The organism is Ruegeria sp. THAF57, assembly GCF_903914075.1.
Taxonomy (GTDB): Bacteria; Pseudomonadota; Alphaproteobacteria; order Rhodobacterales; family Rhodobacteraceae; genus Ruegeria.
Map to the genome: position 1 here is coordinate 676414 of NZ_CAIWNQ010000002.1, position 24305 is coordinate 700718.

The following is a 24305-nucleotide window of genomic DNA, read 5'->3' on the forward strand; positions in this document are numbered from 1 at the left end:
ATCAACACATCCGCCCGGGAGGCGCGGAGAAAGATCGAGAAAAGCCGAGGAAACGCGCAAGACGATCAATGAGCTTATCCGCGCCAATAGGAAACTGCAGAAAATGATCAACCGCTTCGACACCGACCAGTACCAAGCCAAAGCAGTCATTCGACCGAACTGTTTCGATGACCGCTTCGAGCCCAAAGCGGCCAATTGGCAGAACAGTATCCTATCCGAAAATTGACTCTAAGCTTCTGGGTCGCTCGAAGTTTTATCGAGCTCAGCGAGTTCCTCCCAAACGCCTTCAGGGATTGACCACTCTGCCCATTCCATCGCCTGTTCAACATGCTGAGACCACGTCACTCCGCAAACCGTCGAAGTTATTTCATCGTCGTTTAACGAGTATTGCAACGCGACTGCCCCGACCGGGACATCGTAGTGTCCGCATATGTCTTCAACAGCACGTATTGGCGCAAGTACTTCATCATTTGCAGGTCGATAGACGTAAAAGCGATGGATCGCGCTGCCCCGGGCAAGTGCGCCTCCAGAATAAGGTGCGGCGTTCAAAATCGAAACTCCTCGTGATTTTGCGAGTTCTATTAGCGGTCCCGCGTTATTGTTTACGAGAGTATGCCTGTTGTGTGTCAGGACCACGTCAAAATCCCAACTCTCCAAAATTGGCATCATCAAGTCGATACGTCCCGCTGCGATTCCGACCGCTTTGGCCAGACCTTCCTCCTTGATACGGAACAATTCTTCAATCGCGCCACCCCGTCCTTTGACCTCAGACAGGTCATTTGCGTATTCGACATCATGGACGTGCAGTATATCAACGCTGTCGACGCTTAGGGCCGCAAGACTTTCCTCGAATGATCTACGTGCCTGAGAAGCATCAAAAGCACCGGTTTCCATGTCCCGGTCGACTTTGGTGGAAAGCACCCGCCCGTCCGGCCAACCACCAAGCTCATGAACGACCTTTCCTATACGCTCTTCACTTCGTCCCATGGCATAGCAGCGGGATGTGTCCAAGAACGCATTTGGCTGCGAAAGAATTGCCCGAATTGTATCAATCGCGCGATCTTCCTCAACCTCATACCCATAAATTTCCGGGATACTTCCCAATCCCGTCGATCCAAACCCGATGCGAGGGACTCGTATCCCTGTCTTACCAATTTCGCGTAGCTCTGCCATGCCAACCTCCCAATTGGTTCCGGACATTCACGGATTTCGCGCGAGTAATTTATCGAAAACAAGTCAGACTTGTCGCTGGAGCTAATCTCTGGCCTCAACGCTATTGTTGAAACCGCAAATTCACAAAGCTTTTCGCGAATTGTAGTAATGTCCGCATGGTGGGTGTACTAGCAAATTTGTTGAACGACTGCCTCGAGTCAAATCAGGCGTTCATTGCGTTACCCTGAAAAGCCAATTTTGCACGAATAACTGAATTTGCACAGGGGCGTACAATGATAGAGAGAATGACTGTTTAAAAAACCTATCAGGCGTTTGGGCTGATCACGGCTGAAACCTTGTGATAACAGCTGTTCCTGGGGGAGTCGGTCCATTCATTGCGCGAAGTTCATTGCTAGCCTCTTCCAATCGGATTTCTCTGGCGACCATTGGCTGGATATCCACTTCGCCACGTTCGATCATTCCTAGAAGACGAGGGTATTTCCACGAAGGCATACCACGAGTGCCGAAAAACGAGAGTTGTTTAGAATAGATCGCACGCATGTTCACCTGCATCAGGCCGTCGCCCGACGGCATACCAATTTGCACGTGTCGACCAATGATAGCGAGACACTCTAAGGATGCGTTCGTCGTTTTTTCGATCCCCAACGCTTCTATGGATACCTGTGCTCCTCCATCCGTGATATCTAGGATCGCTGCTGCGGCGTCTTCTTTGCTGGCATTTACTGTAGCGTCTGCACCGTTGAGCTTTGCATGCTCAAGTTTCTCTTCAACCACATCCACTACGACAACTCTGCATCCAAGCATTTTTGCCAATAGAAGAACGGACAAGCCAATACCTCCTGTTCCGTGGACAGCCACCCATTCACCAGCTGCGACATCTGCACGGTCTGTCAAAGCATGCCAAGCAGTGGTTACGCGACACCCGAGCCCTGCCGCCAAGGAAGGAGAGAGCGTTTCTGGCAAGTGAACTAAGTTATGGTCAAACGGCACAGCAACATATTCTGCGTAGGCACCTGGCGTTCCAAATCCTGGAACGATTTGGTTAGCACACGTGTTTGATGCGCCTGTTTGACAAGCGCTGCAGCTGCCGCACCCCAAGATGAATGGCGCTATGAGGCGGTCACCAACACTGTGCTTCGCTTGAGGCCCTGCCTCTACCACAGTTCCACAATATTCGTGCCCTAGGATGGAGCCATTTTGAACTTTGGGGTGTGCACCAGACCATCCATGGTAATCCGAGCGGCATACGCCACAGGCAGCGACCTCTAGGACCACTCCATTGTCTGGGCAGGTTGGGTCCGGGACCGTCTCAATCGAAAGGTCTTCACAAAACTCTCTTACGACTGCAGCTCGCACTTGGCGCTCCTAAAGATCTGGTTTCTTTGATCGAGCAATTCGGTTCGGTCGAGTCTAGACTGGTCTATCGCCTTTCACGGTTACGCGTCGCCCTTTTCGCTCTGCTGGCCAATAGTCCCAGATCGCACGATGCATACAGCACCGGTTGTCCCAAAAGGCCATGTCGTTAAGCGACCACCTGAACCGGATTTGATAGTTGATCTGTTCCGCATGCTCGAAAAGCATGTTGAGGATCGCGTCGCTTTCCTTTTCCGACAAGCCCAAAATCTTTGTTGTAAACGTTCGATTCACAAACAGCGATTTCCGGCCCGTTTCCGGATGAGTCCTAACCATCGGATGAACTGTTTCGGGACAGTCAATTTCGCTGTCTTTTTGCCCCCGGTCGCTATAGCGGCCTTTATAGATATGCTCGGAACTATGAAGCGCAGATAACCCGCCGATCATATCTTTTATCGGTTCAGAAAGATCGTCGTAGGCCGCATACATATCACTGAACATGGTATCCCCACCGCAGGGTGGAGCGATATGAATTTGTAGCATAGTTCCAAGGGGGGGTGTCTCATCGCAAGAAACGTCAGAATGCCAAAACTCACCGTTTGCTACCTTGGAATTCTTAGTTGCATGTATTTCGAAAATCTCCGGATACCCGTCCATCGTTGGGGCTGCGGGGTGTGCGTGAAGCGGCCCAAAGCGTTTCCCAAATTCAATGTGCTGCGCAGGTGGTATTTCCTTCTGCTCTTTGAAGAACAGCACTTGGTAGGTGTGAAAGGCGTCGCAGATCTCTGCAAACTGAACGTCAGGCACAGGCCGGCTTAGGTCGACTCCGTAGATCTCAGCACCGAGATTTGGAGCGAAGGGTTTGGCGACGATGGAAGTATAGGTGTTGGATTTAGGAGCAACCATAAGCACCTCTGGGTTTGGTTTCATAGGGCGGGCTATGCGCAAGGTACACATCAGTAAAAATGAACAAAAACGAAAAATCTTTGACTAATTAGTGAAAAAATTTCACATAATGATCGCGGTTTTAGCGCTAGCGAGGTTATCGGAATGAGCATTCGGGCGCTGCGAACTCTAGTCGCAGTTCATCGACATGGCAGCTTCCGTGCCGCGTCAGAGGCGGAGCATCTAACTCCGTCGGCGGTCAGTCACCAGATGCGGAATCTGGAGGTCGCGTTGGGGCTCGAATTATTTGACCGATCATCCAAGTCGCCCAAACTTACTCATACCGGGCTAACCTTCGTCGGAGAGGCTGCTGCGGTGGTGGCCGCATATGACGGTTTGGCGGAAAGGGTGAAGTCGAATAACGAACTCTCTGGTGAAATAACTTTGGGTGCCGTTCCAACGACACTGACTGGATTAGTACCGACTGCGCTAGCGACGCTAAAGTCCGTGCATCCGGATATCCTTGTACGGATTGTTCCAGGTTTGACCAATCAGCTTTTGCTACAATTAGACCGCGCGCAGATCCAAGCGGCTATCATCTCCCGACCAGATATTCTGCCAAACACGTTGGAATTCTCTGAAATTGTATCCGAAAAATTGGTCCTGCTTGTCTCGGAAAACACCCCAGATTTATCTTCAAGAGAATTGCTTTGTGCGTCACCGTTTATTCGTTTTACGCGTGATGCGGTTGTGGGAAGGCAAATCGAGACTTGGCTGCAAAGGAAAGGCATTGAAGTCAAAGACGCTATGGAGCTTGAGAGTCTTGAAGCAATCTCAAGTATGGTCGCCGCTGAACTTGGCGTATCAATCATACCAGACAGCCGTTTAGCTGCATATGACCATCTGCGGCTCAAAAGGATCCCCCTTGAACATAATGGACCAGAACGCATTGTTGGCTTGGCAACTATGACGGCGTCGCCTCACACCAAAATGATCGACGCAGTTACGACGGCGCTAGTGGAAGCAGCAGATAGCCAACGGGTTTATCTGTGAGATGGCTCTCCAATAGGTATCCACAAGACATTTTCGACTAGTTGAACTAAGAAAACTGGAAGTCAAAACTGGTCTTGGTTCAGTCATTAGCATGCAACGTGGAGAAAAGCAGCTTCGAGCACATAACGAACACTCATCCAATGTCTTTTTGCCGTTCTGCAAAGTATCGCTGCCATCATCCAATGCGAATTTGAGAGATGGAGAGGCAAGGTATGGCCGGAAAGACAGTATTGACGCGCTTAATTTGCAGTCTAATTAGCTGGCTACCCTTGCAAAAAGCAGACTGCCTTCGTGATCTAACATCTTACCTCTACGGTCACATGCGGTCCAATAGTAAGGTACCCACGTAGCTGGTTCGTCGGTAGTGAGTGACGTCGAGCCAGCTTGGTCTGCACGGCTTCAAACGCCGTCTGAGTGGGGCCTCGCGTGGGCCAAACGATCCCCAACTCGGCCTCGCGAGGTTTCAGACACCGCTTGAGGGGTTACCGATGGAACATAGCAGCAGCTATCCAACCAAGGCCTTCGGACGTCTGGTTTGAGCCCAAACCTGACCGGTTTCATTCCGGTACTCGCGTCTCAAAACGCGCCAATACGAATGATTGCAATTCGCCCAATTCAATTGTGCGTTATGTGAAAATTTCGTAACTAAAGACATCTAAGTCTTCCTCAAAACCCCGCAGAGAATGCCGCCCCAATTTTTTTGGCCCTTCAGATACCAAGTTCACAAAATCGCCCGTTGCCAAAAGCCGCGCCTCCAGTTTTCGCGTCAGGCCCTCTAACCTGCTGGCTATCGCGACTGATGGCCCGGTAACCGTAAAATCCAAGCGCTTTTAAGTGCCAACATTCCCGTAAACGGCCGCCCCAGTGTGCAAGCCAACCCCAAATTCAACACGGTCCGATGGATCAAGTTCTTCATTCCTTTGGAACGCTTCACGCGCCGCGGACAGGGCCGCTTCGCACATGTCTTCGGGTAGTCTACGTTGACCATCAAAAGGAAAGATCGCAAGCAATCCATCGCCAACGAATTTAAGAACCTCTCCGCCGTGATCGTGTACCGCCCCACCGACACAATCGAAGAATTGGTTAACCGTTGCGACATAATTTTCCGATGACAAGCGCTGGCTCAAAACCGTAGAGCCGCGCATATCGCTGAATAAGAGAGCACAGTCAATTATGCTGACATCTCCCCGGGCTATTTGACCGTTCAGTACGGATCGACCGGACAACTTGCCTAGATAGACCTCCATCAACTCAGCTGCCAAGAACTGCTCCGACAATACACGCGCTGCACCAAGCAAAGGTAAAGATAGCCGCGACAGACCATCTATCTCACGGTCTGTGAAGCCAGAACGACGTTTTGTAGCAAAAGATACAGACGCGCCCAAAGCCCACTCCATCTCTCCGTCAAAGACAACAGTACGATTGCCGAATGGTGCACTGCATACGACATAGTCGGTGACACCTGCTTGAGCGAGTTTTTGGAATAGCGGAAATTTGTCACGGGTCGCTTGATCTGTCAGATTTGCCCGCATGAAAGGAAACTTGATTGTGCCGTTCGCAAGTCCGTCCGCCAAGTCCCATACTTCCTTATTGAAGTGCTGTTTCGCAATCTCATTGGCCAATTTCGAATTCTCCCCGAAGGGTGCTTTGTCGAAGAGATCGGCCGTTACTGAGCTGCGTGGAAGAACGGTCCATTCAATACGATGGTTTGATGCATCCCACGTTGCATCGAGTAATCCAATTACAGGGTGCATCATCAGGCGGCCCAAGGAAACACGCGTGACCGGCACGCCACCATCGATCAGCCGGTCACTTAACTGCTCGACTAGCCCGCCAAGATCAGCGTCAAAAAAGGCCAGCTTTTGCAGCCAATCTGCTATGCGGTCGAAAACATCCGCCATATCTTACACCTCCACCATCATCTTGTTACAGCCGAAGGCTCGTGTCATTCGGTTTGTCTTCGAACGCTCAATTCTCCAGCGATAGGTTTGCAAATTCGCACGCGCGTGTGCTCGCAATGTTGGCCAAAGCCCGTCAATTTTTCGAGCTGCGAAAAAGTGCTGGGCGCAGCATTCGATAGAGAAATGTGACTATTAAAATCTAAAGTGCTCTTTCCAAGGTCTTGTGCAGCGGCGCAACTAACGGCCACTTTGTCCGCTCAGCGGTCATTCCGACGTAACACATTGAACGGCCCCTCTGCACCCAAAACAACATATGCAACTTGGTGTTTGAGTGCCTGCAACGAAGCGGACCTATGGAGTAGGACAGACCTTTTGCCGTTTCAAAGGACAAACACCTTTGACATGAATAATGATTCATGTTTCATATCTAATGAGGAAAACGGGAGGAGCCTTTATGTTGCGCATGCTTGCACTAACCGCTGTCAGCGCGTTGATATCGTCGACAGCGAGCGCGGAAATTAGAATTGCCCATGTCTACGGCAAAACTGGACCTTTTGAGGCCTATGCAGCCCAATCCCACAATGGTCTGAAGCTAGGGTTGGAATACGCCACCGATGGCACGATGGAGATCAATGGCGAGAAGATCGTCATCATCGAAAAAGACACGCAGTTGAAGCCGGACATCGGTCGGGCGCAACTGGAGGAGGCTTATGGCGACGATGATGCCCATATCGCTGTTGGCCCGGTCAGCTCTGGTGTCGCCCTGGCGATGCTGCCCGTTGCCGAGGAGTATGAGCGTGTTTTGATCGTAGAGCCCGCTGTGGCGGATTCGATCACCGGCGCGAACTGGAACCCATATATTTTCCGTACCGGTCGCAACTCATCTCAGGATGCAATCGCGAACGCCGTAGCCTTGGGCGGTGAGAACGTCACCGTTGCAACCCTGGCGCAGGACTATGCTTTTGGTCGGGATGGCGTGGCAGCGTTCAAGGAAGCTTTGGAGGGCACCGGTGCGACATTGGCACATGAGGAATATGTGCCGACCGACACGACGGATTTCACCGCGGCCGCAGAGCGCATCTTCAATGCGATGAGCGAAGTCGAGGGCGAAAAGAAGCTGTTCATCATCTGGGCCGGGGGCGGCAACCCCATGAGCAAGATCAACGCGATGGAGCCCAGCCGGTTCGGAGTTGAGATTGCCACTGGCGGGAACATCCTTGCAGCTTTGAAAGCGTACAAAGAACTGCCTGGTATGGAAGGCGCCACATATTACTACTATGAGATCCCGCAAAACCCGGTGAATGACTGGCTTGTGAAAACACATTTTGAGCGTTTCGACAGCCCGCCGGATTTCTTTACCGCCGGCGGCATGGCTTCAGGCATCGCCATTGTTGAAGCGATCAAAAAGGCCGGTGGCGCCGAAGATACCGAGGCGTTGGTTGCGGCGATGAAAGGGCTTACGTGGGAAACGCCCAAGGGCACCATGATGTTCCGTCCGGAAGACCATCAGGCAATGCAGACTATGTACCATTTCCGCACCGAAATTCAGGACGGCAAGGACTATGGCGTGCCGGTTCTTGTTCGTGAGATCGGCATGGACGAGATGGAAATCCCGGTTCGCAATCAATAATCTGCGACCGCAGTCTGTCACATGAAACCGGGGCGGTTCGTTTTTCCTGCCCCGGGACCTTAGGACTTCATCCAATGACCCAGATACTTTTGGAAACTGACGCACTTACTGTGCGCTTTGGTGGGCATGTGGCCGTGGATGCGGTGACCTGCAAATTTCCCGCCGGAGAGCTGACGGCGATTGTCGGACCCAATGGCGCAGGCAAGACGACGTACTTTAACCTGATCTCGGGGCAGATCGCAGCGACCGCCGGAACTGTGACGCTGAAAGGTCAAGACATCACCCGCCTGGGCGTCGCTGAACGCTGCCGCCGTGGTCTGGGGCGCGCCTTTCAATTGACCAACCTGTTTCCCGACCTTTCGGTTCTTGAAAACTTGCGGCTGGTGATCCAGTCGCGCAAACACAAAGGCTTTGGGTTGTTTTCGATGGCTGACAGCCACACAGAATTGACTGCGGAAGCCAGCGGTATTCTGGAACGGGTTCGCCTTGATACTCAGAAAGATCAACTGGTGACCGAACTGTCGCATGGCGATCAGAGAAAGCTGGAGGTGGCCATGCTTATTGGTCTCGACCCGCTGGTTTACATGTTCGACGAACCGACCGCAGGCATGAGTGTGGATGAGGCCCCGGTGATCCTTGACCTGATTGCCGAGATCAAGGCCGATACCAGCAAAACGGTGCTGCTTGTCGAACACAAGCTCGACGTAATCCGCACCTTGGCTGACCGAATTATCGTTTTGCACAATGGCGCCTTGGCCGCTGACGGTCCGCCCGCTGAAGTCATGGCCTCGGCCGTGGTGCAAGAAGCTTATATGGGTAAGGAGCTGGATCATGTCTGACCCAATCCTGACGCTGAAAGATGTTTACACCGACATCGCGCAATACCACATCCTGCAAGGTGTCGACTTTGAGGTGCCACGTGGCGAAGTAACCATGCTGCTTGGCCGCAACGGTGTGGGCAAAACCACGACGCTCAAGACGATCATGGGGCAATGGACCGCGAAGTCGGGCGAAATACTCTATAACGGGCAGGACCTGAAACGCCTGCCAGTCTCTGCCCGCGCCCGCACAGGCATTGGCTTTGTGCCCGAGGATATGGGTATCTTCAGCGATTTGACGGTCGAAGAAAACATGGTGCTGGGTGCCAGTTCTGGTCCGCTTGACCCAAAACGGAAAGAGTGGCTGCTAGGTGCGTTTCCTGCACTGGGCACCTTCTGGAACAGCGAAGCCGGTAACCTGTCGGGGGGGCAAAAGCAGATGCTCTCTATCGCCCGGGCCATGGCCGAAGACCGCGAACTGTATCTGATTGACGAGCCCACCAAGGGCCTGGCACCCGCCATCATTGCGACCATGGCAAACGCTCTGCGCGACCTAAAGGCACAGGGGCGTTCGATCCTTCTGGTGGAACAGAATTTTTCGGTCGCCAAAGCCCTTGGGGACAGCGCCGTAGTCATGGATGACGGGCGCGTAATCTGGACCGGGGCCATGGCGGAACTTGCAAGTAACAAAGACCTTCAGGAAAGCCTGATGGGTTTGAGCATGGAGGCGCACTGAATGACGGCCGCTCCTGATCATAGACCAACCTTCGCAGACGTATCGCTGGGCGAGCGTCTGGACAAGGCGATGCCGTTCCTCTTGATCCCGATCCTTGTGGTGCTTGGGTTCTTCGCGATCGGGGCACCATCGTCCTGGCTGACTTTGACGGTTTCGGGCCTCGCTATGGGGATGATGATTTTCATCATGGCATCCGGGCTTACGCTGGTGTTTGGCCTGATGGATGTCATCAACTTTGGCCACGGCGCATTCGTATCGGTCGGGGCATTCGTCGGGGTCTCGGTCCTGATTGCACTTGGCGACTGGACCGGAGCGACCTCGTTGCTGCTGAACATGTCGGCAGTTTTTCTTGCGGTTGTGGCGGCGATGACTGTGACTGGCGCGTTGGGCTGGGTGTTCGAAAGAGTGATAGTCAAACCCGTTTACGGCGCGCATCTAAAGCAAATCCTTGTCACTGTCGGCGGCCTGATCGTGATCGAACAGTTGATCCATGTGATCTGGGGCCCGGATGAGATCTTTATCAACCGCCCCGAAATGCTGAAAGGCGCGATCACCTTTGCAGGCGCTGCGATGGAAAAGTACCGCCTTCTCGCCGTGGGGATCGGCGCTGTTTTGTTCATCGCCATGCGCATGATCCTGCGCCGCACCAAGATCGGTCTGATCGTGCGGGCAGGCGTCGAAAACGGTCCGATGGTCGAAGCGCTGGGGTATCGGCTGCGCGTGGTTTTCGTCGGCGTATTCATTGCCGGATCAGCACTTGCTGGCTTGGGCGGTGTAATGTGGGGCCTTTATCAAGAGGTTATCACTGCGGGCATGGGCGAACGCATGATGGTCCTTGTTTTCATCGTGGCGATTATCGGTGGCCTTGGCTCGGTCGAGGGAGCTTTTATCGGCGCGCTGCTGGTGGGGCTTTTGCAGAACTACGTCGCGTTCCTTGAACCGAAACTGGCGCTTGTGTCCAACATCGCGCTGATGACTGCAATCCTGATGTGGCGGCCACAAGGCATGCTGCCTGTAGTGAAGGCGAAATGAAATGATTGTGCGTCTGATATCTGGCGATACGCCCCGGTCCCCCATTTTAACCGCGCTTTTGCTGCTGATCCTGATTTGTCTGGCCGGAGCGCCGTTTCTTTTTGAAGGTGTGCGAGCGTTGGATACTGCTGCTCGGATTTGCATCTTTATCCTGCTGGTGGCGGGTTATGACCTGCTTCTTGGGTACACTGGGATCGTGAGTTTTGCGCATACCATGTTCTTTGGCATGGGCGCGTATGGTGTCGCACTGGCATCCACCCATATGGGGCGCGGCTTTGATGCCCTTCTGGTCGGCACGGTCCTCGGCGCGTTGGCGGCAATCGTACTGGCGCTGCTGATTGGATTATTCAGCCTCAGGGTGCGCGCGATATTCTTTGCGATGATCACACTAGCCGTTGCCTCTGCCGTCGCAGTTCTTGTGTCGCAGTTCTCCGACATAACCGGTGGTGAAGACGGGCTGACCTATAAAATCCCGCGCGTTCTGACCTCTGCCAACAGGATGGGCGAGGTGATGGGGGTCAAGTTCACCGGGAAGATCCTGAACTACTACCTGATCTTCTTCAGCTCGCTGGCGCTGTTCCTGCTTCTGCTGCGTATCGTGAATTCTCCGTTTGGTCGTGTCCTGCAAGCCATCCGCGAGAACGACTTTCGGGCCGAAGCAATCGGTTACCGGGTGGTCTGGTATCGCACGGCTGCGACCTGCTTGTCGGCGGCTACTGCCGCCCTTGCCGGAAGCCTGTTTGCAATTTGGCTAAGGTATGTCGGTCCGGATACAACGCTGAGCTTCGAGATTATGCTCGACATCCTGCTGATGGTCGTCATCGGCGGCATGGGCACGATGTATGGCGCGGTGCTGGGTGCGGTGCTTTTCGTACTGGCGCAGACCTACCTGCAAAACCTCATGGGGGCGGCATCTCATGCCACCGAAGGCTTGCCACTAATCTCCGAGCTTGTTGATCCTGATCGTTGGCTGATGTGGCTGGGCATCCTGTTTATTCTCAGCGTCTATTTCTTCCCAACCGGAATCGTCGGTCGCCTGCGCAGGCAGGGCACCACATGAGCGTACCGCTGGTTTTCCTGCATGGCTGGGCCATGAATGGCGCGGTTTTTGACGACGTCAAAGCTCGGCTCGGGCCTGATTTCGACTGCCATGCACCGGATTTGCCCGGACATGGTTCCCGAGAAAAGGATGAGCCAAGCCTTGCGCGTTGTGTCGAGGTTGCGGGCAAAATCATCGACCAGTTGGATCATGCTATTCTAGTCGGCTGGTCCATGGGGGCCGCTGTTGCATGGCAGTATCTCGCGCAGGCAGGCACTCAAAACTTGGGCGGGCTGGTCACCATTGACATGAGCCCACGTTTGCTGCCTGACGATCAGTGGACGTTTGGACTGGGCGGCCAAACCGCGGATGCTGTTCTGTCCACGTCCTCTAAGATCGAATTTCAATGGCGCAGCATGGTCAAAAATATTCTGCGTAACATGTACGCGCCTAGCGGCCTGCAAGAGACCGACGAGGACGCGATGAGGGCGCTTCTATTGAAGCAGGACCCGACAACACTGCGCCCGATTTGGGACGATCTTGTTGCAATGGATGCACGGCAGATCATCGCCACGATCGATATTCCCTACCTGGTTTGCGCGGGGGCGCAGAGCAGGCTTTATGATCCGGGCGTAGCGAACTGGATCGCGCGACACTCACCTATGGCCGAGGTGCAGATTTTTCAGAACTCGGGCCATTCTCCGCATCTCGAAGAGCCCGACGCCTTCTGCGATGCCCTCCGGCGCTTTGTCAGTACACTGCAAAGCGCAAAGACCGAGCAAAGGAAGACACTATCAAGATGACAAAATCCTCTGCTTCCCAACCGAAAACCAAACGCGGAATCGAACGCCGCGCAAAGATCCTTGCGGCTGCCGAGCAGGTGATCGGTGAAAAGGGCTTTGCCGCCGCTTCCATCGCCGACATTACACGTGCGGCGGAAACGGCACTTGGCACATTCTACATCTACTTTTCCAGTAAGGAAGAGCTGTTTCGCGAGCTGGTCGAGGACATGGGCCGCGCCACAAGAACCCAAACGACCGAACGGATCGTGGACGCGCCAAACCGCTTGGAAGCCGAGCGTGCAGGGCTTGAAGCCTATTTGCGTGTCGTTCGCGACCGCCCGTTGCAATACCGGATCGTGGAAGAGGCCCGATTTGTTGATCCCGAAGCCTATCGCACCTACTACAAAGAGTTTGGCAAAGCGTACGCCGATCAGTTGGAACACGCCGTGCAAAAGGGCGAGATTTCTGAAGGTGATGCCGAGGTCAGAGCCTGGGCTTTGATGGGGATCGCGAAGGCCTTGGGCGAGCGCTACGTGCTTTGGGACGACAATGTCGATATCGACCGCGTTGTTGCCGAAGCGCATGAGTTGATCTGCAACGGACTGGCCCCATGAGCGGGTTAGTCACTTGGCAAACAATAGAACTGCCGAACTCGGAACCCTGCTGCCACATCCAATTGCAAGCGCCGCGCGCAAATGCTCTGGAACCGGGCCTTCTGGCCGAACTGCACCGGGCATTTAATGCGCTGGATCAATCGGATGTACAAAAAGCGCTGATCTCAGGCGGGCGCAATTTTTCGACCGGCGGGGATGTCGGACGGTTCGCCAAGGCGGCGAGGGATGGGCAAATCGAAAGCTATACAGCGCAAGTTGTACCCGTTCTGCAGGGGCTGGTTTTGCGCATGGTTGAGATGCCGGTCGTCCTGGCTTCGGCCATACGCGGTGCAGCTACAGGTGGTTCGGCCGGATTGGTTTTTGCCTCTGATCTGGTGGTTTCAGCGCCTGACGCCTTTGTTCAACCCTATTACGGAGTGGTGGGTTTTGCTCCGGATGGCGGATGGACCGCCCTCTTGCCGGACTTAATTGGCGGTGCAAACGCAAGCGGTTGGATAATGGCCAACCATCGGAAGGGTTCAGAGCAGCTAAAAGGCCTTGGGCTTGTTCAGGCTGTTGATCCTGACCCCGAAACGCGCGCCGCGAAGCTGATTGCCGACATCGATACCGGCACTGCGCTGGCAACAAAATCCCTGTTCTGGGACGACAAGCGCCGGGCGGTTGTGAAAACACGTCTTGAGGCAGAAACCGAGGCTTTCCGGGCCCTCATTGGGCGACCGGAAACTCTGACCAAGATGAAAGAATTCCTTCAACATGGGGGATGAAAGAGATGTTTGAACAGATCCCTGACATGGCCGCAAAAAGGGCGGAGCTTTCGCCCAGTGCCCTGGCGTTTCATGACACGGCGCCCTCGCGAGATTGGACCTTTGGTCAGATAAATGAAGCCGCCAATGCAGTTGCCGCCGGACTCACTGCCCAAGGTCTTTCCGAGGGCGATCGAGTGGCCATCCTGTGCCAGAACTCCGCTGAGTTCTTCATCACCCTGTTTGCCTGCCAAAAAACAGGCATCATTCTCTGCCCACTGAATTGGCGTCAGCCCGCACCAGAGCTTGTGGAGACCATAGAGCAAGTTGGTGTCTCGATTATGCTTGCGGACACGGAATTCCAAAAGGTTGCGGCCGAAACGGCTAAAGAGGTCGGGGCACCGCTCTTGACGATAGAAAACGACCTTGCCGGATGGATCGAGCAGGGTGGCCCGGAGTTGACGGCTCTGATCCCATCCGATCGGCCTTGGTATCTGCTTTTCACCTCTGGGACGACGGGCCTGCCCAAGTCCGTCATTCAAACCGCAGGAATGGCATGGGCAAACACCATAAACATTGGGCAAGCCATCGACATCGCGTCAACAGACCGCTCTGTGTGTTTCTTGCCTTTGTTTCATACAGCGGGGATTAACCTATACACGCTGCCCATTTTTCTATCCGGCGGTTCATCGACCATCTTTCCAAAGTTCGAAGTGGAAGAGATACGTGACCTGATCGCGTCGGGCCAGATCAACCAGTTCTTCGCCGTACCCGCGGTGTATCAGGCGTTGTCGCTTGCCCCCTGGATTGACGATCTTGACTGGCGCAATATCCGTTGCGGTTGCGGCGGTGCGCCTCTGTCGGAACCACTGATCCAGTTTTTTGCTGAACGCGGTGTGAAAGTCCTGAATGGAATGGGCATGACCGAAACTGGCCCAACTGTATTTCTGATGGACGCCGCCCGTGCCGAACATAAGATCGGTTCGGTCGGCAAGCCACAAAGCCTGGCGCAAGTGCGATTGTACGGGGTACCCGATGGCACGGAGGGTGTTGGCGAGTTGCACATCAAAGGTCCCGGTGTGACGCCGGGTTATTTTGGCAACCCGGAAGCCACGGCAAATACCTTTTCCGAAGATAGGTGGCTCAAAACCGGAGACGTCGCACGTCGCGATACAGACGGGTATTACTACATCGTTGACCGCATCAAGGACATGTACATTTCAGGTGGAGAAAACGTCTATCCGGCTGAAGTTGAAAGGGTTTTACATTCCCATCCCTCCGTTCTCGAAGCAGCTGTAATCGGTGTGCCCGACGACAAATGGGGGGAGGTTGGCGCCGCGTTCATTCTGCTGCGACCGGAAGAAGCGCTTAGTGTTGAAAGTTTGCTTCCGTGGTGCCGCGAGCGCCTGGCCGGATACAAAGTGCCTGCGCATGTTAGAATTGTCGAAGATTTCCCTCGTACCGCTGCGGGTAAAGTTCGCAAGCCCGCCCTGAGTGAGGCATTTATTCATGATTGACATCCAAGAACGCTGGACGCCGATGCAGGATGACTTCGATACTTTCGCGCGCGTGTCCGGTGACGACAACGCGATCCACGTGGATCCGGATTTCTGCGCAAACACCGCATTTGGTCGGACGGTGTCTCATGGCATGCTGCTCTACGCCAAGCTTTGGGGCATGCTGAAGCAACACGACCCGTCTCTCAACACGACTTCACAAAGTCTAATGTTCCCAAATCCGGCTTTTGCCGGAGAACCCCTGGACTTGTCTATCAAGCAAGATACCCAAAGACGCCTGAATATGCGCGTCGTCAGGGTTGCCGACGGTGCAGAATGTTTGATCGGAGAGGTCGAGATCTGATGCTGAAATTAGGACAATCAGCTCAAATCACCCGACGATACACCGAAGAGGACATGAGCGTTTTCACGTCGCTGAGTGGGAGCAAATCCGAAAGCGTCCCAGAACCGTTGGTCGCCGCTTTGTTTTCTTACCTACTTGGGGTCGAGCTACCAGGTTCAGGCACCAACTACCTAAAACAAGAGCTACAGTTTAATGCGGCGGCACCATTTAACACAGTCCTGACAGCGCAAGTTACGATTACTAAACTGCGCCCTGAAAAACACCTGGTGGATCTATGGGCCTGTTGTACGACACCAGACGGCATAGTGATTTGCGAAGGTCGCAGCTTAGTAAAAGCTAAGGATGTGTATGGTGCCTTTCCCGAGCAAACATAGATTTGCAACGATCCTGAAAAGAAAGAGCAATCCTTCCTTGGAATCCACTTAACAAAAGGTCTGTCTGTAAAGCGGACGCTCCCGGCGAGCGCAGCGAATGACAGTTTGGAGCCCAATGCAGACGACGTCAGCACCACTAACCAAGCCCAATATGTTGCCGAAGCGCCCACAGTTCTATCAGCGTCAACGGAGTTGATTTTTCGCCCTTGCCTATTGAGTTTCCAGCGGATCGAAATTTTTTCTTGGAGCACCGCCTCGCTTCGCTGCCATTGCCATTGCCCAGTCTCGTGCAGCGGTGTTCTTGTCCTCGTAGCGCCCATGCAACACGCAGAAGAACAGTGCGCTGTCGTCGAGGCCGTTTCGAGGCGAAAACCAGTCGAAAGGATCAATTGGTTTGACGTATGCGAACTGTTTTGAGGCAGGTGTATTGCGCTCAAGTTTCGCCTCATCATTTGTGATGTCCTGCAGCAATGTCGGGCGTGTCGTACCAGTATCCGGTGTCAGAATTCCCATGATTTGCTCGCGACCCGCAGGTACAAATCGTCCCTCTTCCTCCACCGGGAACCGTATGGCTTGCCCTGCAAAAACATCTCGCTGAACAACACTATCGCGGACAACAACGGTTCCGTTCACCAAAACAAAGGGAATTCCAGTAGACGGCAAGCCCTGCTGTCCCAGTGTATAGTTCGCATTTTCAGTGACGTTTTCAGGATCAAAAATAGTGATGTCAGCCACCATGCCTTCCTGCATGCGTCCGCGTACTTGCATCGCAAGCAAACCGGTATCGCCAAGGCGTTTAGCATGAATATAGCTCAATTGGGTCAATGTGAGCATCAGTGGCACGTCCGCTTCTCGCGCCATCCGAAGCACAAGTGCATGGCTGCCTGCCGACCTTGGATGCCCGGCATAGTCTTCATATGGCGATTCCCACCTCAAAGGCTGACCCTCGACATCGAGACCCATCATACCATCACCTGAAATCCCATAGCCCGCGATAGTGATCCAATCGTTCAACCATTGCTCCCTTGGTGGGCTAAAAACAATGGCAGTTCGCCCCGGTTCATTCTCAGCAAATTCGAGAAACTCTTCTTTGGTCACGTATCGATTGAGTTGAGGGTCAAAGATGGTTTCTTCATACTTGTAACCCATTGATCCTTCCCAATTTTCAGGGGCGATAATTGAGGCTCCGTAATTTCCCGAACCGGCCGTCCAAGGGTAATAGCTGGACCAAACATTGTAGCCTTGGTCTCTCGCCATCTGCAGCTTTTCCTGGTTCTCCCACCAACCGTAGTCATTGTCATGATGGATGTGCAGCGGTGCCTGCAGAACCATCGCATTGACAAGGATTTCATTCACACCAGTCTGGGTCTCGGTCGGTGTGGATGCGCTCGGGTGAAATCGGTGATGGACAGAGGTGAGCCTGCCGTAGCGAGAGGCAGCGCGTTGCGCTTCGAACATTTCATAGGTGGTAATGCCTTCACGGGCATAGCCGATGGTCGACCCGACGCCTATGGCTCCCAGGCGCAAACCTTCGTCGAGCTGCGCTGTTATCTCGTTCATCTGTTCGCGGTTGCTCGGCACAGAAGACCAGCCTTCAACTCCATCTTCTACGGATTCTGCACGAAGCGCGAAGAAATTTCGAAAATCGATGTCTCCACCTTCGAGCACAAGCCCGTCGTGGACCCGCATGCGCGCATATTCCTGTCCTACAACAGTCCCATAGTTCGCTTGGGTGACACCGGCCCGCGCGTCGTACCACTCGCCAATGTTGGCCGCACCCACCTCAAAGTCCATTTGCGTGGTGACACCATCGCGGAGGTTCACCTTGATACCCCAGGGATCAAGCCCATGCTGTTCAAGATCAATGAATCCGGGTGCGACGACGTGGTTGGTGGCATCTATCGTCTCCTCGCCCTTGATAGCCTCGGTCGTTATTGCTGTGATCCAACCGTTGTTGATCCCGACATTTGCTATTTGGTCGAACCCAGTCTCGGGGTCCATGACCCGACCGTTCAGGATTACAACATCGTAGCTTTGTGCGTGTACCGAAGCCGCAGCCAAAGCTATGGCCGCCGCTGTAGAAACAAGTCTCATGCGAATCCTCCCGTCCAGCAAAGCTTACGGTGACTGCATAATTCCAGCAACGTTGGGGGTGGCATCACAAAAGCCAATGCGGAGCAACACCAAATGCTCGCCGTGTTCCGTTTTTGAGCGACGGCTTTGTCCGCAGAGCAGAAATTCGCCCAAACTCTGCGAGCGACCGCTTCGATCCCAACGCAGTCTTGGCGAGAAACGTGCTTCAGCGTGCTAATGGTTCGTTCAACTGCGTAGAATTTGAGCAATTAGGAATTGTTGACTATGCTTCACTGTACGTGTTTTCAACTTTCGGGAGATAAGGATGCCAAATTTGATCCTTCAAGAATGCCGCCGAAAAGCAGGAACCATCGCCTACATTGTACTTGGTTGCTCAATGACGTGGGCATCAGCCATTTCCGCGCAAGAATTTCAAACGGAGCAAGAAAACACGGAAGTTATTCTAGCACCGGATGCATTCTCGCCCTATGCCGGCCGAAACTTTCCGCAACGACCTCTCTGGGGAGACTCTCACCTCCACACGTCTGTATCTGTTGATGCGGGCACTATGACTCGGCTCACGCAGGAGCAGGCATTCCGCTTTGCGCGTGGCGAAGAAGTAACCACTACTCATGGTCTACGCGCGAAGCTATCACGTCCGCTCGACTGGATTGTAGTGTCTGATCACGCCGAGATGTATGGCCTTATGCCGCAGCTTCTCGCCGGGGACGCGGAAGTCTTGGCGACCCCGCAAGGAAAGGCCTGGTACGAAGCATTGACCGCAGGAGATCCCCAGCTGGCTTTTACTACAGCGATGGAAATCGTAGCTTCCCTTTCTGATGACGAACCGCCAATAGACAATCCAAAGGCCATCAAACACGCTTGGGAAGAATACACTGAGCTGGCCGACAGCTATAACGAACCTGGCGTCTTTTCTGCGATAATCGGATATGAGTACACCACAGAAGGTGCAAACAACCTTCATCGCAACGTTCTGTTTAGAGATGGGCAGTTCAGAGCCAATCAAACTCGCCCATTTTCGCAATACGACAGTAAAAATCCGGAAGACTTGTGGGCATTTCTGTCCGAGTACGAAGAACGAACTGGCGGCGAAGTTCTCGCTATTGCGCATAACGGGAACCTGTCAAACGGGCGGATGTTTTCGATGAACGCCTATGATGGTTCAGCTCTTACAGAAGAAATCGCGAGTCTTCGCTCACGATTTGAACCTCTTTATGAAGCCACACAAATAAAGGGCGACGGTGAAGCGCACCCGTTCTTAAGCCCTGAGGATGAGTTCGCAGACTTCGATACGTGGGATGCTGCCAATTTGAACGGCACGGAACTGAAACGGCCCGAGATGCTAGCCGGTGAGTATGCGCGCGAAGCATTGAAGCGCGGCATGTTAGTTGAACAAGAACTTGGGGTGAATCCTTTTAAGTTCGGGATGGTCGGTGCGACGGACTCGCATACTGGCATGGCAACAGCCCAAGAAGACAACTTTTTCGGAAAGCACTCTGGCGTAGAACCTGAACCGAACCGCTGGGAACATTTGGTCATTGAAGCACCCGATCCCGATCTTTCTATCTATGGATGGAAGCAAGCAGCGGGAGGACTTGGCGGAGTATGGGCTGTTGAAAACACTCGAGAGGCAATCTTTGATGCAATGAAACGCAAAGAAACCTATGCGACAACGGGTTCTCGCATGGTTGTTAGGTTTTTTGGGGGCTATGATTTCACAGCAGAAGACGCCTCGCTTCGCCTACCGGCAGATGCAGGCTATAGGAAAGGCGTACCGATGGGGGGCAACCTGACGAACGCCCAAGAAGGCAAAAGCCCCAATTTTCTAGTTGCTGCTCTTAAAGACCCGCTCTCTGGAAACCTCGACCGCATTCAGATCGTCAAAGGTTGGGTTGATGAAAACGGCGATACCCAAGAAAAAATTTTCAACGCAGTATGGGCAGGGGATCGCGAGATGGATGCCGACGGCAAATTACCGGACGTCGGCAATACCGTTGATGTGGAAAACGCAACGTGGACCAACACTATTGGATCGGGTGAATTGATTGGGGTTTGGGAAGATCCAGAGTTTGATCCTGCATTACAAGCCTTTTACTACGCTCGTGTGATCGAAATCCCAACACCTCGATGGACCGCTTATGAAGCGAAACGCTTTGGCGTAGAAATGCCGAACTACGTCCCAATGGTGACAACTGAGCGCGCATACACTTCACCGATTTGGTATTCGCCAAGCTGAATACTGCATAGGTAAGCTTGAATAGGAGCCAAAAAGTGGCGTTATTTTAAGAGAGCAAACGTCCGATTTGTCCGCATAGCAACCTCTAGTTAGATCGGATCGCATGACCATCGCAAACCGAATTTGACCTTGAGCTTCGACGTTTTCAACTGATTGAACGTCCAAATATATCCATCAAAAAACCCGCCTGCATCCTATGTTTTGGAGGTTGGGAGGAAAATCGAATGGCGACGCGCGGGTATTGTCTCTGTAAAAAAACAAGCTGGGCCTACAAGGGTGATCTAACATGGTCATGCTATTGCCACTGTGATGACTGCCGTCGGAATTGTGCGGCGCCGGTGGTTGCGTGGCTAGGTGTGCCGATAAGGAACTTTGAGTGGACTGGTGATAAACCCCGCACTTACGAAAGTTCCAAAGGCGTTTTCAGGCACTTCTGCGGGACGTGCGGGTCACCCATTGGATTTGAAGCCGATCACTATCCGGGTGGTATGCACCTCTATGCAGGGTCGCTCGAAAACCCGGAAGACTTCAAACCGACTTTTCACGTCAACAAACAAAGCAAATTGTCTTGGTTGCATGTGAATGATAATCTCGACGCGTTTGAAGGCACATTACTACACACGCCCAACGATCCAGACGGATATATGTAAATCGGGGAGCCACCTAACTTCCTATCTGTTGCTTTGTCCGAACGGCATCCACTTAGCCAAACTCCACGGGCGACCGTTTCAGCTCGACCTACCACTGAGAGTCCAAAGCAAGCTGCATCCGCGTTTAGCAACTCGCAGTCCAAAGCGAACATCGAGCACCTTGAAGCAATCAATATTCAAACCATCATTTCAAGAAATGAGGGAGAGTTCTTTGGCTGATTGGTTTTCGTTTATAGGACGTATCGAGCCTATGGAATGGGGCCAGAGCACCTACACGGTCTTACCTATTCCACATGAAATCGCTGCCGCGCTCAAAAAGTTGGGGACGAAACGCGTCGAAGTTGAATTAAATGATCATCCTTTCAATATGGCTCTTACGAAATCCCCTGCCATTACCGAAACCTTTGTATACACGGGAAAGACTATTCTCCGTTCCGCTCAGATATCACCCGGTGAGGATATCGACGTCCGCCTACGCAAAGCCGATCCAAACTCTGTGGAAGTACCAAACGATGTGGTTTCGGCCATTCGCGACGCAAATCTCAGTGACACTTGGTCTGCGTTGACACCAGGCAAGAAACGCGGCCTCCTTCATACTATTAACACGGCAAAGCGAGCTGATACACGCGTGAAACGCATTGCGCAGTTGATTGCTTTTTTGCGAGAGTAACGCAACAGATGCGCCTCACCAATTTGGTGTTGAGTGTTGAAGCGCGTTTTCGCGAAAGCCTGCATATGCTCGTCCGTTTTGAACAACAGCTGTGTCCGCATTTCGCGAGCTTAGGCAGCTACTGTTTTTTGCGATCGCAGCGGACGGCAGTTTTGACGGATCGCGCCGCAGCACGGAGACTGGGGGTGAAGGTTCGCAATGGGCCGATATCACACGTGCTAACAAGCTGACTTGTCGGCAGCTTTGTCCGCAAAATAGGCATTCAACCTACTTGGTCGTGCCGACGCTGGACCGCCAGCGGCTGCTTCGGAATCGCGTTGGACCTAGTGGTGGACAGGTCGCCTCCGATCGATACTCTTCTTGTTCAGACGCGCAAAGTAGCTTGGCAATGCATCCGACCGAAAGGATTGTAAGGCAATTCCACGAATCTAGGGACATGCGTGATCCCGAACGCAGCGTTGCTGTTTTGCGAGCCACTGCCAGTTCGAAGATATCCCACGAAGCGAGAGCCAGATCGGAACTGAGGGCTACAGAATGGACTATGAACGCTGGCGACGCGCGCTCCCTGATGGAGAGGTGAAGGTCACAAACGTAGTAGTAGATGGCGACAGAGCAGTGGTTGAGTTTATTAATCGCGGAACCCATACCGGCCTTCTTGAGTCTTCGCTTGGATCGTTCGAACCAACTGGTAGGTGGCAAGAGGCGCACTATTGCAGTGGTATGCGGGTCAAGGATGGCAAAATAGTAGTAGGTAGGGAGTATTACGATGCTGCTTCTATCGCTCAGCAGCTTGGTCTCGTGTCATGACGAAGTATCTCAAGGCATACCGGCCATCTCGCTAGCTAACGTTGAACGTCGGCTTTGTCCGCCAAGCAGTCAATTATCCAATACGCAGCGAATGGCCGCTTCGAGCCCATAGTGACCGATGCTGCGCTATCAACCGACGGCGACTATGCGCAGAAAGCTGACTTTGCAAAGTCTAGCTTGAGCCCAAAACGGACGTGCACTGAATTAAACGAAATTGGCTTTCGCCGCTTTCAGAAAAAAGGGGTATGAGTTTCCTTCTTTAATTCGAAGTATCGCAAATCATACCTAGGTAGGAGGAGTTACCATGAAGACAGCGGTTGTGACCGGCGCCGCGGGAGGGATGGGGCAGGCCATCTGCCGCCAATTGCAGACAAACGGGTTGCATGTGATTGGTCTGGACCTCAAAGAAGAGCGTCTGAACGAACTGGCATCAGAATTTAGTTCGGACTTCACACCTATTTACGTTGACTTAACTGATCCTTTGGCCGTGGCTCAAACGTTTGAGCGCATTAGGACAGCCCATGGCGGTCTGGATGCTTTGGTAAACAACGCTGGCACCTGCTTTATGTCTGACTTCCCGCACATTCCGCCCGAGGAACTCGAAAAGCAGATGGCAATCAACTTTAATTCTGCATTCCATTGTTGCCAGCAAGCGGTCCAATTGATGTTAGAACGCGAAGGCATCAAAAAGATTGTAAATATCTCATCGAACGGTGCTTACAATTTCGATGTGTTCGACCCTCCGCACTACCGCGCGTCAAAAGCAGCAATGGATACCCTTACAAAAGACCTCGCCCGTCGATACGCACAGGATAAAATCTGTGTAAATTCTCTGGCACCTGCCATGACTAAGACACCGTTGTTCAATGTCTTGACCGAGGAAGTCTTGAAGAAAGCCGTTAGTGCCATGCCACATGGTCATGCGATGCTACCTGAGCAAATCGCCTCTTGGGTTGGTTTTCTCATTTCACCGGCAGGGGATGTTTCCAGTGGGAATGTGATTATTCTGAACCAAGGGCGCGACGTCAGATAATTCTTTGGTGCGACATAATTTTCCGGAAAAATGGTCCAAGTGGTGGGATCAGCTGTAGACTTCTGGTGCTTTCTTCAGATCAGGCCACTGCTTTGGACAATGCCCATAGATTACAAAGGCATCTCGCTCGGATGCCAGACGCATCAACCTGTCTGCGCTGGCAATTGCTGCATCTTCGTCCCAAGACCCGGCAAACTTCTCGTCGATTTCTGATGGTCGGGAAATCGCATCACTGGTCAATAAAATCGCCCCCGACGGAAGATCGACCATTACCGCGATCTGGCCAGGCGCATGACCGGGTGCCATCAAAACTAAGATACCCGGCCCAATCTCTACGTCGTCATCAATTACCAGGTAATCCTGCTCGGGCCATTCCATCAGCCGCATATCGCCCCAATACAAGGGGCGAGGTAAGGCTCGCTCGGCAGAGGAGATGAGAATGGGACTGTTTGGAAAGTCGCCCAATGCACCGATATGGTCGATATGGGAGTGCGTACAAATCTGTAATGTAATGTCTGACGGAATAAGCCCGAGTTTTGCCAGCTGTGCGCGTGGCAGATTATCTGGTTCGCACTTCAGAACCTCGCCAAACTCGAACAATCGATCTTCTTTGACCGCGGCGTCCGTATCAATGGCGTATTTTTCAGGAAATCCAGTGTCGATGAGTATTGCTTCTTCCAAATCTGTTCGGATCAGAAACCCGCAGATACCTATGATGCGGCCAGTGGAATGGACCTTGAACAGCCCGTAGTCCAAAACCACAAGGTCAATCGGTCGCCCTTTGACAAATCCCTCTGCTTGCACAGACTCTCTCCCTGATTG

The 24305-nt window shown here is 53.0% G+C and carries 22 protein-coding genes and 2 pseudogenes; 17 read left to right on the forward strand and 7 right to left on the reverse strand.

Going from position 1 to position 24305, the window contains the following annotated elements; translation table 11 throughout:
• Positions 1-228: 228 nt before the first annotated feature.
• From RUESEDTHA_RS07365 to RUESEDTHA_RS07375, 4 genes and pseudogenes are all read right to left on the reverse strand, one after another.
• Positions 229-1173, reverse strand: coding sequence for an aldo/keto reductase (locus RUESEDTHA_RS07365; RefSeq protein ID WP_180885706.1), 945 nt, complete (start codon positions 1171-1173; stop codon positions 229-231).
• Positions 1174-1494: 321 nt separating this feature from the next.
• Entirely contained in the window at positions 1495-2001 is a 507-nt protein-coding gene (locus RUESEDTHA_RS21000) for a zinc-binding dehydrogenase (protein ID WP_370456772.1), read from the reverse strand.
• A 147-nt stretch (positions 2002-2148) separates the two neighbouring features.
• Positions 2149-2529: pseudogene (locus tag RUESEDTHA_RS21005) on the reverse strand (alcohol dehydrogenase catalytic domain-containing protein); the annotation flags it as partial.
• 54 nt (positions 2530-2583) lie between these two features.
• Entirely contained in the window at positions 2584-3432 is an 849-nt protein-coding gene (locus RUESEDTHA_RS07375; protein ID WP_180885712.1) for a TauD/TfdA family dioxygenase, read from the reverse strand.
• A 144-nt stretch (positions 3433-3576) separates the two neighbouring features.
• Between RUESEDTHA_RS07375 and RUESEDTHA_RS07380 the strand changes: the two genes are divergently transcribed.
• The gene (locus RUESEDTHA_RS07380; RefSeq protein ID WP_180885714.1) at positions 3577-4464 is read left to right on the forward strand and encodes a LysR family transcriptional regulator; all 888 of its coding nucleotides are present in this window, start codon (positions 3577-3579) and stop codon (positions 4462-4464) included.
• 830 nt (positions 4465-5294) lie between these two features.
• Here the strand turns inward: RUESEDTHA_RS07380 and RUESEDTHA_RS07385 are convergent.
• Complete coding sequence (locus RUESEDTHA_RS07385) at positions 5295-6365, reverse strand: adenylate/guanylate cyclase domain-containing protein (protein WP_180885715.1); 1071 nt, start codon at positions 6363-6365, stop codon at positions 5295-5297.
• Between the two features lie 454 nt (positions 6366-6819).
• On the opposite strand from RUESEDTHA_RS07385, the gene RUESEDTHA_RS07390 reads away from it, so the two are divergent.
• The 11 genes from RUESEDTHA_RS07390 (at position 6820) to RUESEDTHA_RS07440 (ending at position 15993) form a co-directional block, all read left to right on the forward strand.
• Positions 6820-7995 carry a substrate-binding domain-containing protein gene (locus tag RUESEDTHA_RS07390; RefSeq protein WP_219635827.1) on the forward strand — a complete coding sequence of 392 codons (1176 nt, stop codon included), beginning with the start codon at positions 6820-6822 and terminating at the stop codon, positions 7993-7995.
• A 74-nt stretch (positions 7996-8069) separates the two neighbouring features.
• A complete protein-coding gene (locus tag RUESEDTHA_RS07395; protein ID WP_180885717.1) occupies positions 8070-8834 on the forward strand; it encodes an ABC transporter ATP-binding protein in 765 nt (254 codons plus the stop codon).
• Positions 8827-9549, forward strand: coding sequence for an ABC transporter ATP-binding protein (locus tag RUESEDTHA_RS07400; protein ID WP_180885718.1), 723 nt, complete (start codon positions 8827-8829; stop codon positions 9547-9549). The genes RUESEDTHA_RS07395 and RUESEDTHA_RS07400 overlap by 8 nt, the downstream gene beginning before the upstream one ends.
• On the forward strand, positions 9550-10581 hold the full coding sequence (locus tag RUESEDTHA_RS07405; RefSeq protein WP_170464589.1) for a branched-chain amino acid ABC transporter permease: 1032 nt from the start codon (positions 9550-9552) through the stop codon (positions 10579-10581).
• A 1-nt stretch (position 10582) separates the two neighbouring features.
• Entirely contained in the window at positions 10583-11641 is a 1059-nt protein-coding gene (locus RUESEDTHA_RS07410; RefSeq protein WP_180885719.1) for a branched-chain amino acid ABC transporter permease, read from the forward strand.
• Positions 11638-12423 (forward strand): alpha/beta fold hydrolase, encoded by a 786-nt coding sequence (locus RUESEDTHA_RS07415; RefSeq protein WP_180885720.1) that lies wholly within the window; start codon positions 11638-11640, stop codon positions 12421-12423. Before RUESEDTHA_RS07410 ends, RUESEDTHA_RS07415 begins: the two co-directional genes overlap by 4 nt.
• Entirely contained in the window at positions 12420-13016 is a 597-nt protein-coding gene (locus RUESEDTHA_RS07420) for a TetR/AcrR family transcriptional regulator (RefSeq protein WP_180885721.1), read from the forward strand. The genes RUESEDTHA_RS07415 and RUESEDTHA_RS07420 overlap by 4 nt, the downstream gene beginning before the upstream one ends.
• On the forward strand, positions 13013-13780 hold the full coding sequence (locus RUESEDTHA_RS07425) for an enoyl-CoA hydratase/isomerase family protein (protein WP_180885722.1): 768 nt from the start codon (positions 13013-13015) through the stop codon (positions 13778-13780). Before RUESEDTHA_RS07420 ends, RUESEDTHA_RS07425 begins: the two co-directional genes overlap by 4 nt.
• Before the next feature lie 5 nt (positions 13781-13785).
• Complete coding sequence (locus RUESEDTHA_RS07430; protein ID WP_180885723.1) at positions 13786-15276, forward strand: class I adenylate-forming enzyme family protein; 1491 nt, start codon at positions 13786-13788, stop codon at positions 15274-15276.
• Positions 15269-15619 carry a MaoC/PaaZ C-terminal domain-containing protein gene (locus tag RUESEDTHA_RS07435; protein ID WP_180885724.1) on the forward strand — a complete coding sequence of 117 codons (351 nt, stop codon included), beginning with the start codon at positions 15269-15271 and terminating at the stop codon, positions 15617-15619. The genes RUESEDTHA_RS07430 and RUESEDTHA_RS07435 overlap by 8 nt, the downstream gene beginning before the upstream one ends.
• Positions 15619-15993: a phosphate acetyltransferase gene (locus RUESEDTHA_RS07440; protein ID WP_180885725.1), complete on the forward strand. Its 375-nt coding sequence runs from the start codon at positions 15619-15621 to the stop codon at positions 15991-15993. The genes RUESEDTHA_RS07435 and RUESEDTHA_RS07440 overlap by 1 nt, the downstream gene beginning before the upstream one ends.
• Positions 15994-16203: 210 nt before the next feature.
• Here the strand turns inward: RUESEDTHA_RS07440 and RUESEDTHA_RS07445 are convergent, their stop codons facing one another.
• On the reverse strand, positions 16204-18087 hold the full coding sequence (locus RUESEDTHA_RS07445; protein WP_180885726.1) for an aminoacylase: 1884 nt from the start codon (positions 18085-18087) through the stop codon (positions 16204-16206).
• Between the two features lie 304 nt (positions 18088-18391).
• On the opposite strand from RUESEDTHA_RS07445, the gene RUESEDTHA_RS07450 reads away from it, so the two are divergent.
• The 5 genes and pseudogenes from RUESEDTHA_RS07450 to RUESEDTHA_RS07470 all read left to right on the forward strand — a co-directional run bounded on the left by RUESEDTHA_RS07450 (position 18392) and on the right by RUESEDTHA_RS07470 (position 23483).
• The gene (locus RUESEDTHA_RS07450) at positions 18392-20323 is read left to right on the forward strand and encodes a DUF3604 domain-containing protein (protein WP_255431643.1); all 1932 of its coding nucleotides are present in this window, start codon (positions 18392-18394) and stop codon (positions 20321-20323) included.
• A 224-nt stretch (positions 20324-20547) separates the two neighbouring features.
• On the forward strand, positions 20548-20973 hold the full coding sequence (locus tag RUESEDTHA_RS07455) for a GFA family protein (protein WP_180885728.1): 426 nt from the start codon (positions 20548-20550) through the stop codon (positions 20971-20973).
• A 211-nt stretch (positions 20974-21184) separates the two neighbouring features.
• Positions 21185-21643 (forward strand): YdeI/OmpD-associated family protein, encoded by a 459-nt coding sequence (locus RUESEDTHA_RS07460; protein ID WP_180885730.1) that lies wholly within the window; start codon positions 21185-21187, stop codon positions 21641-21643.
• A gap of 474 nt (positions 21644-22117) precedes the next feature.
• A pseudogene (locus RUESEDTHA_RS21010) lies at positions 22118-22450 on the forward strand (ester cyclase); the annotation flags it as partial.
• Positions 22451-22754: 304 nt separating this feature from the next.
• Positions 22755-23483, forward strand: a complete 729-nt coding sequence (locus RUESEDTHA_RS07470) for an SDR family NAD(P)-dependent oxidoreductase (protein WP_170687599.1) — start codon at positions 22755-22757, stop codon at positions 23481-23483.
• A 48-nt stretch (positions 23484-23531) separates the two neighbouring features.
• Here the strand turns inward: RUESEDTHA_RS07470 and RUESEDTHA_RS07475 are convergent, their stop codons facing one another.
• On the reverse strand, positions 23532-24245 hold the full coding sequence (locus RUESEDTHA_RS07475; protein WP_255431644.1) for an N-acyl homoserine lactonase family protein: 714 nt from the start codon (positions 24243-24245) through the stop codon (positions 23532-23534).
• Positions 24246-24305 lie beyond the last annotated feature (60 nt).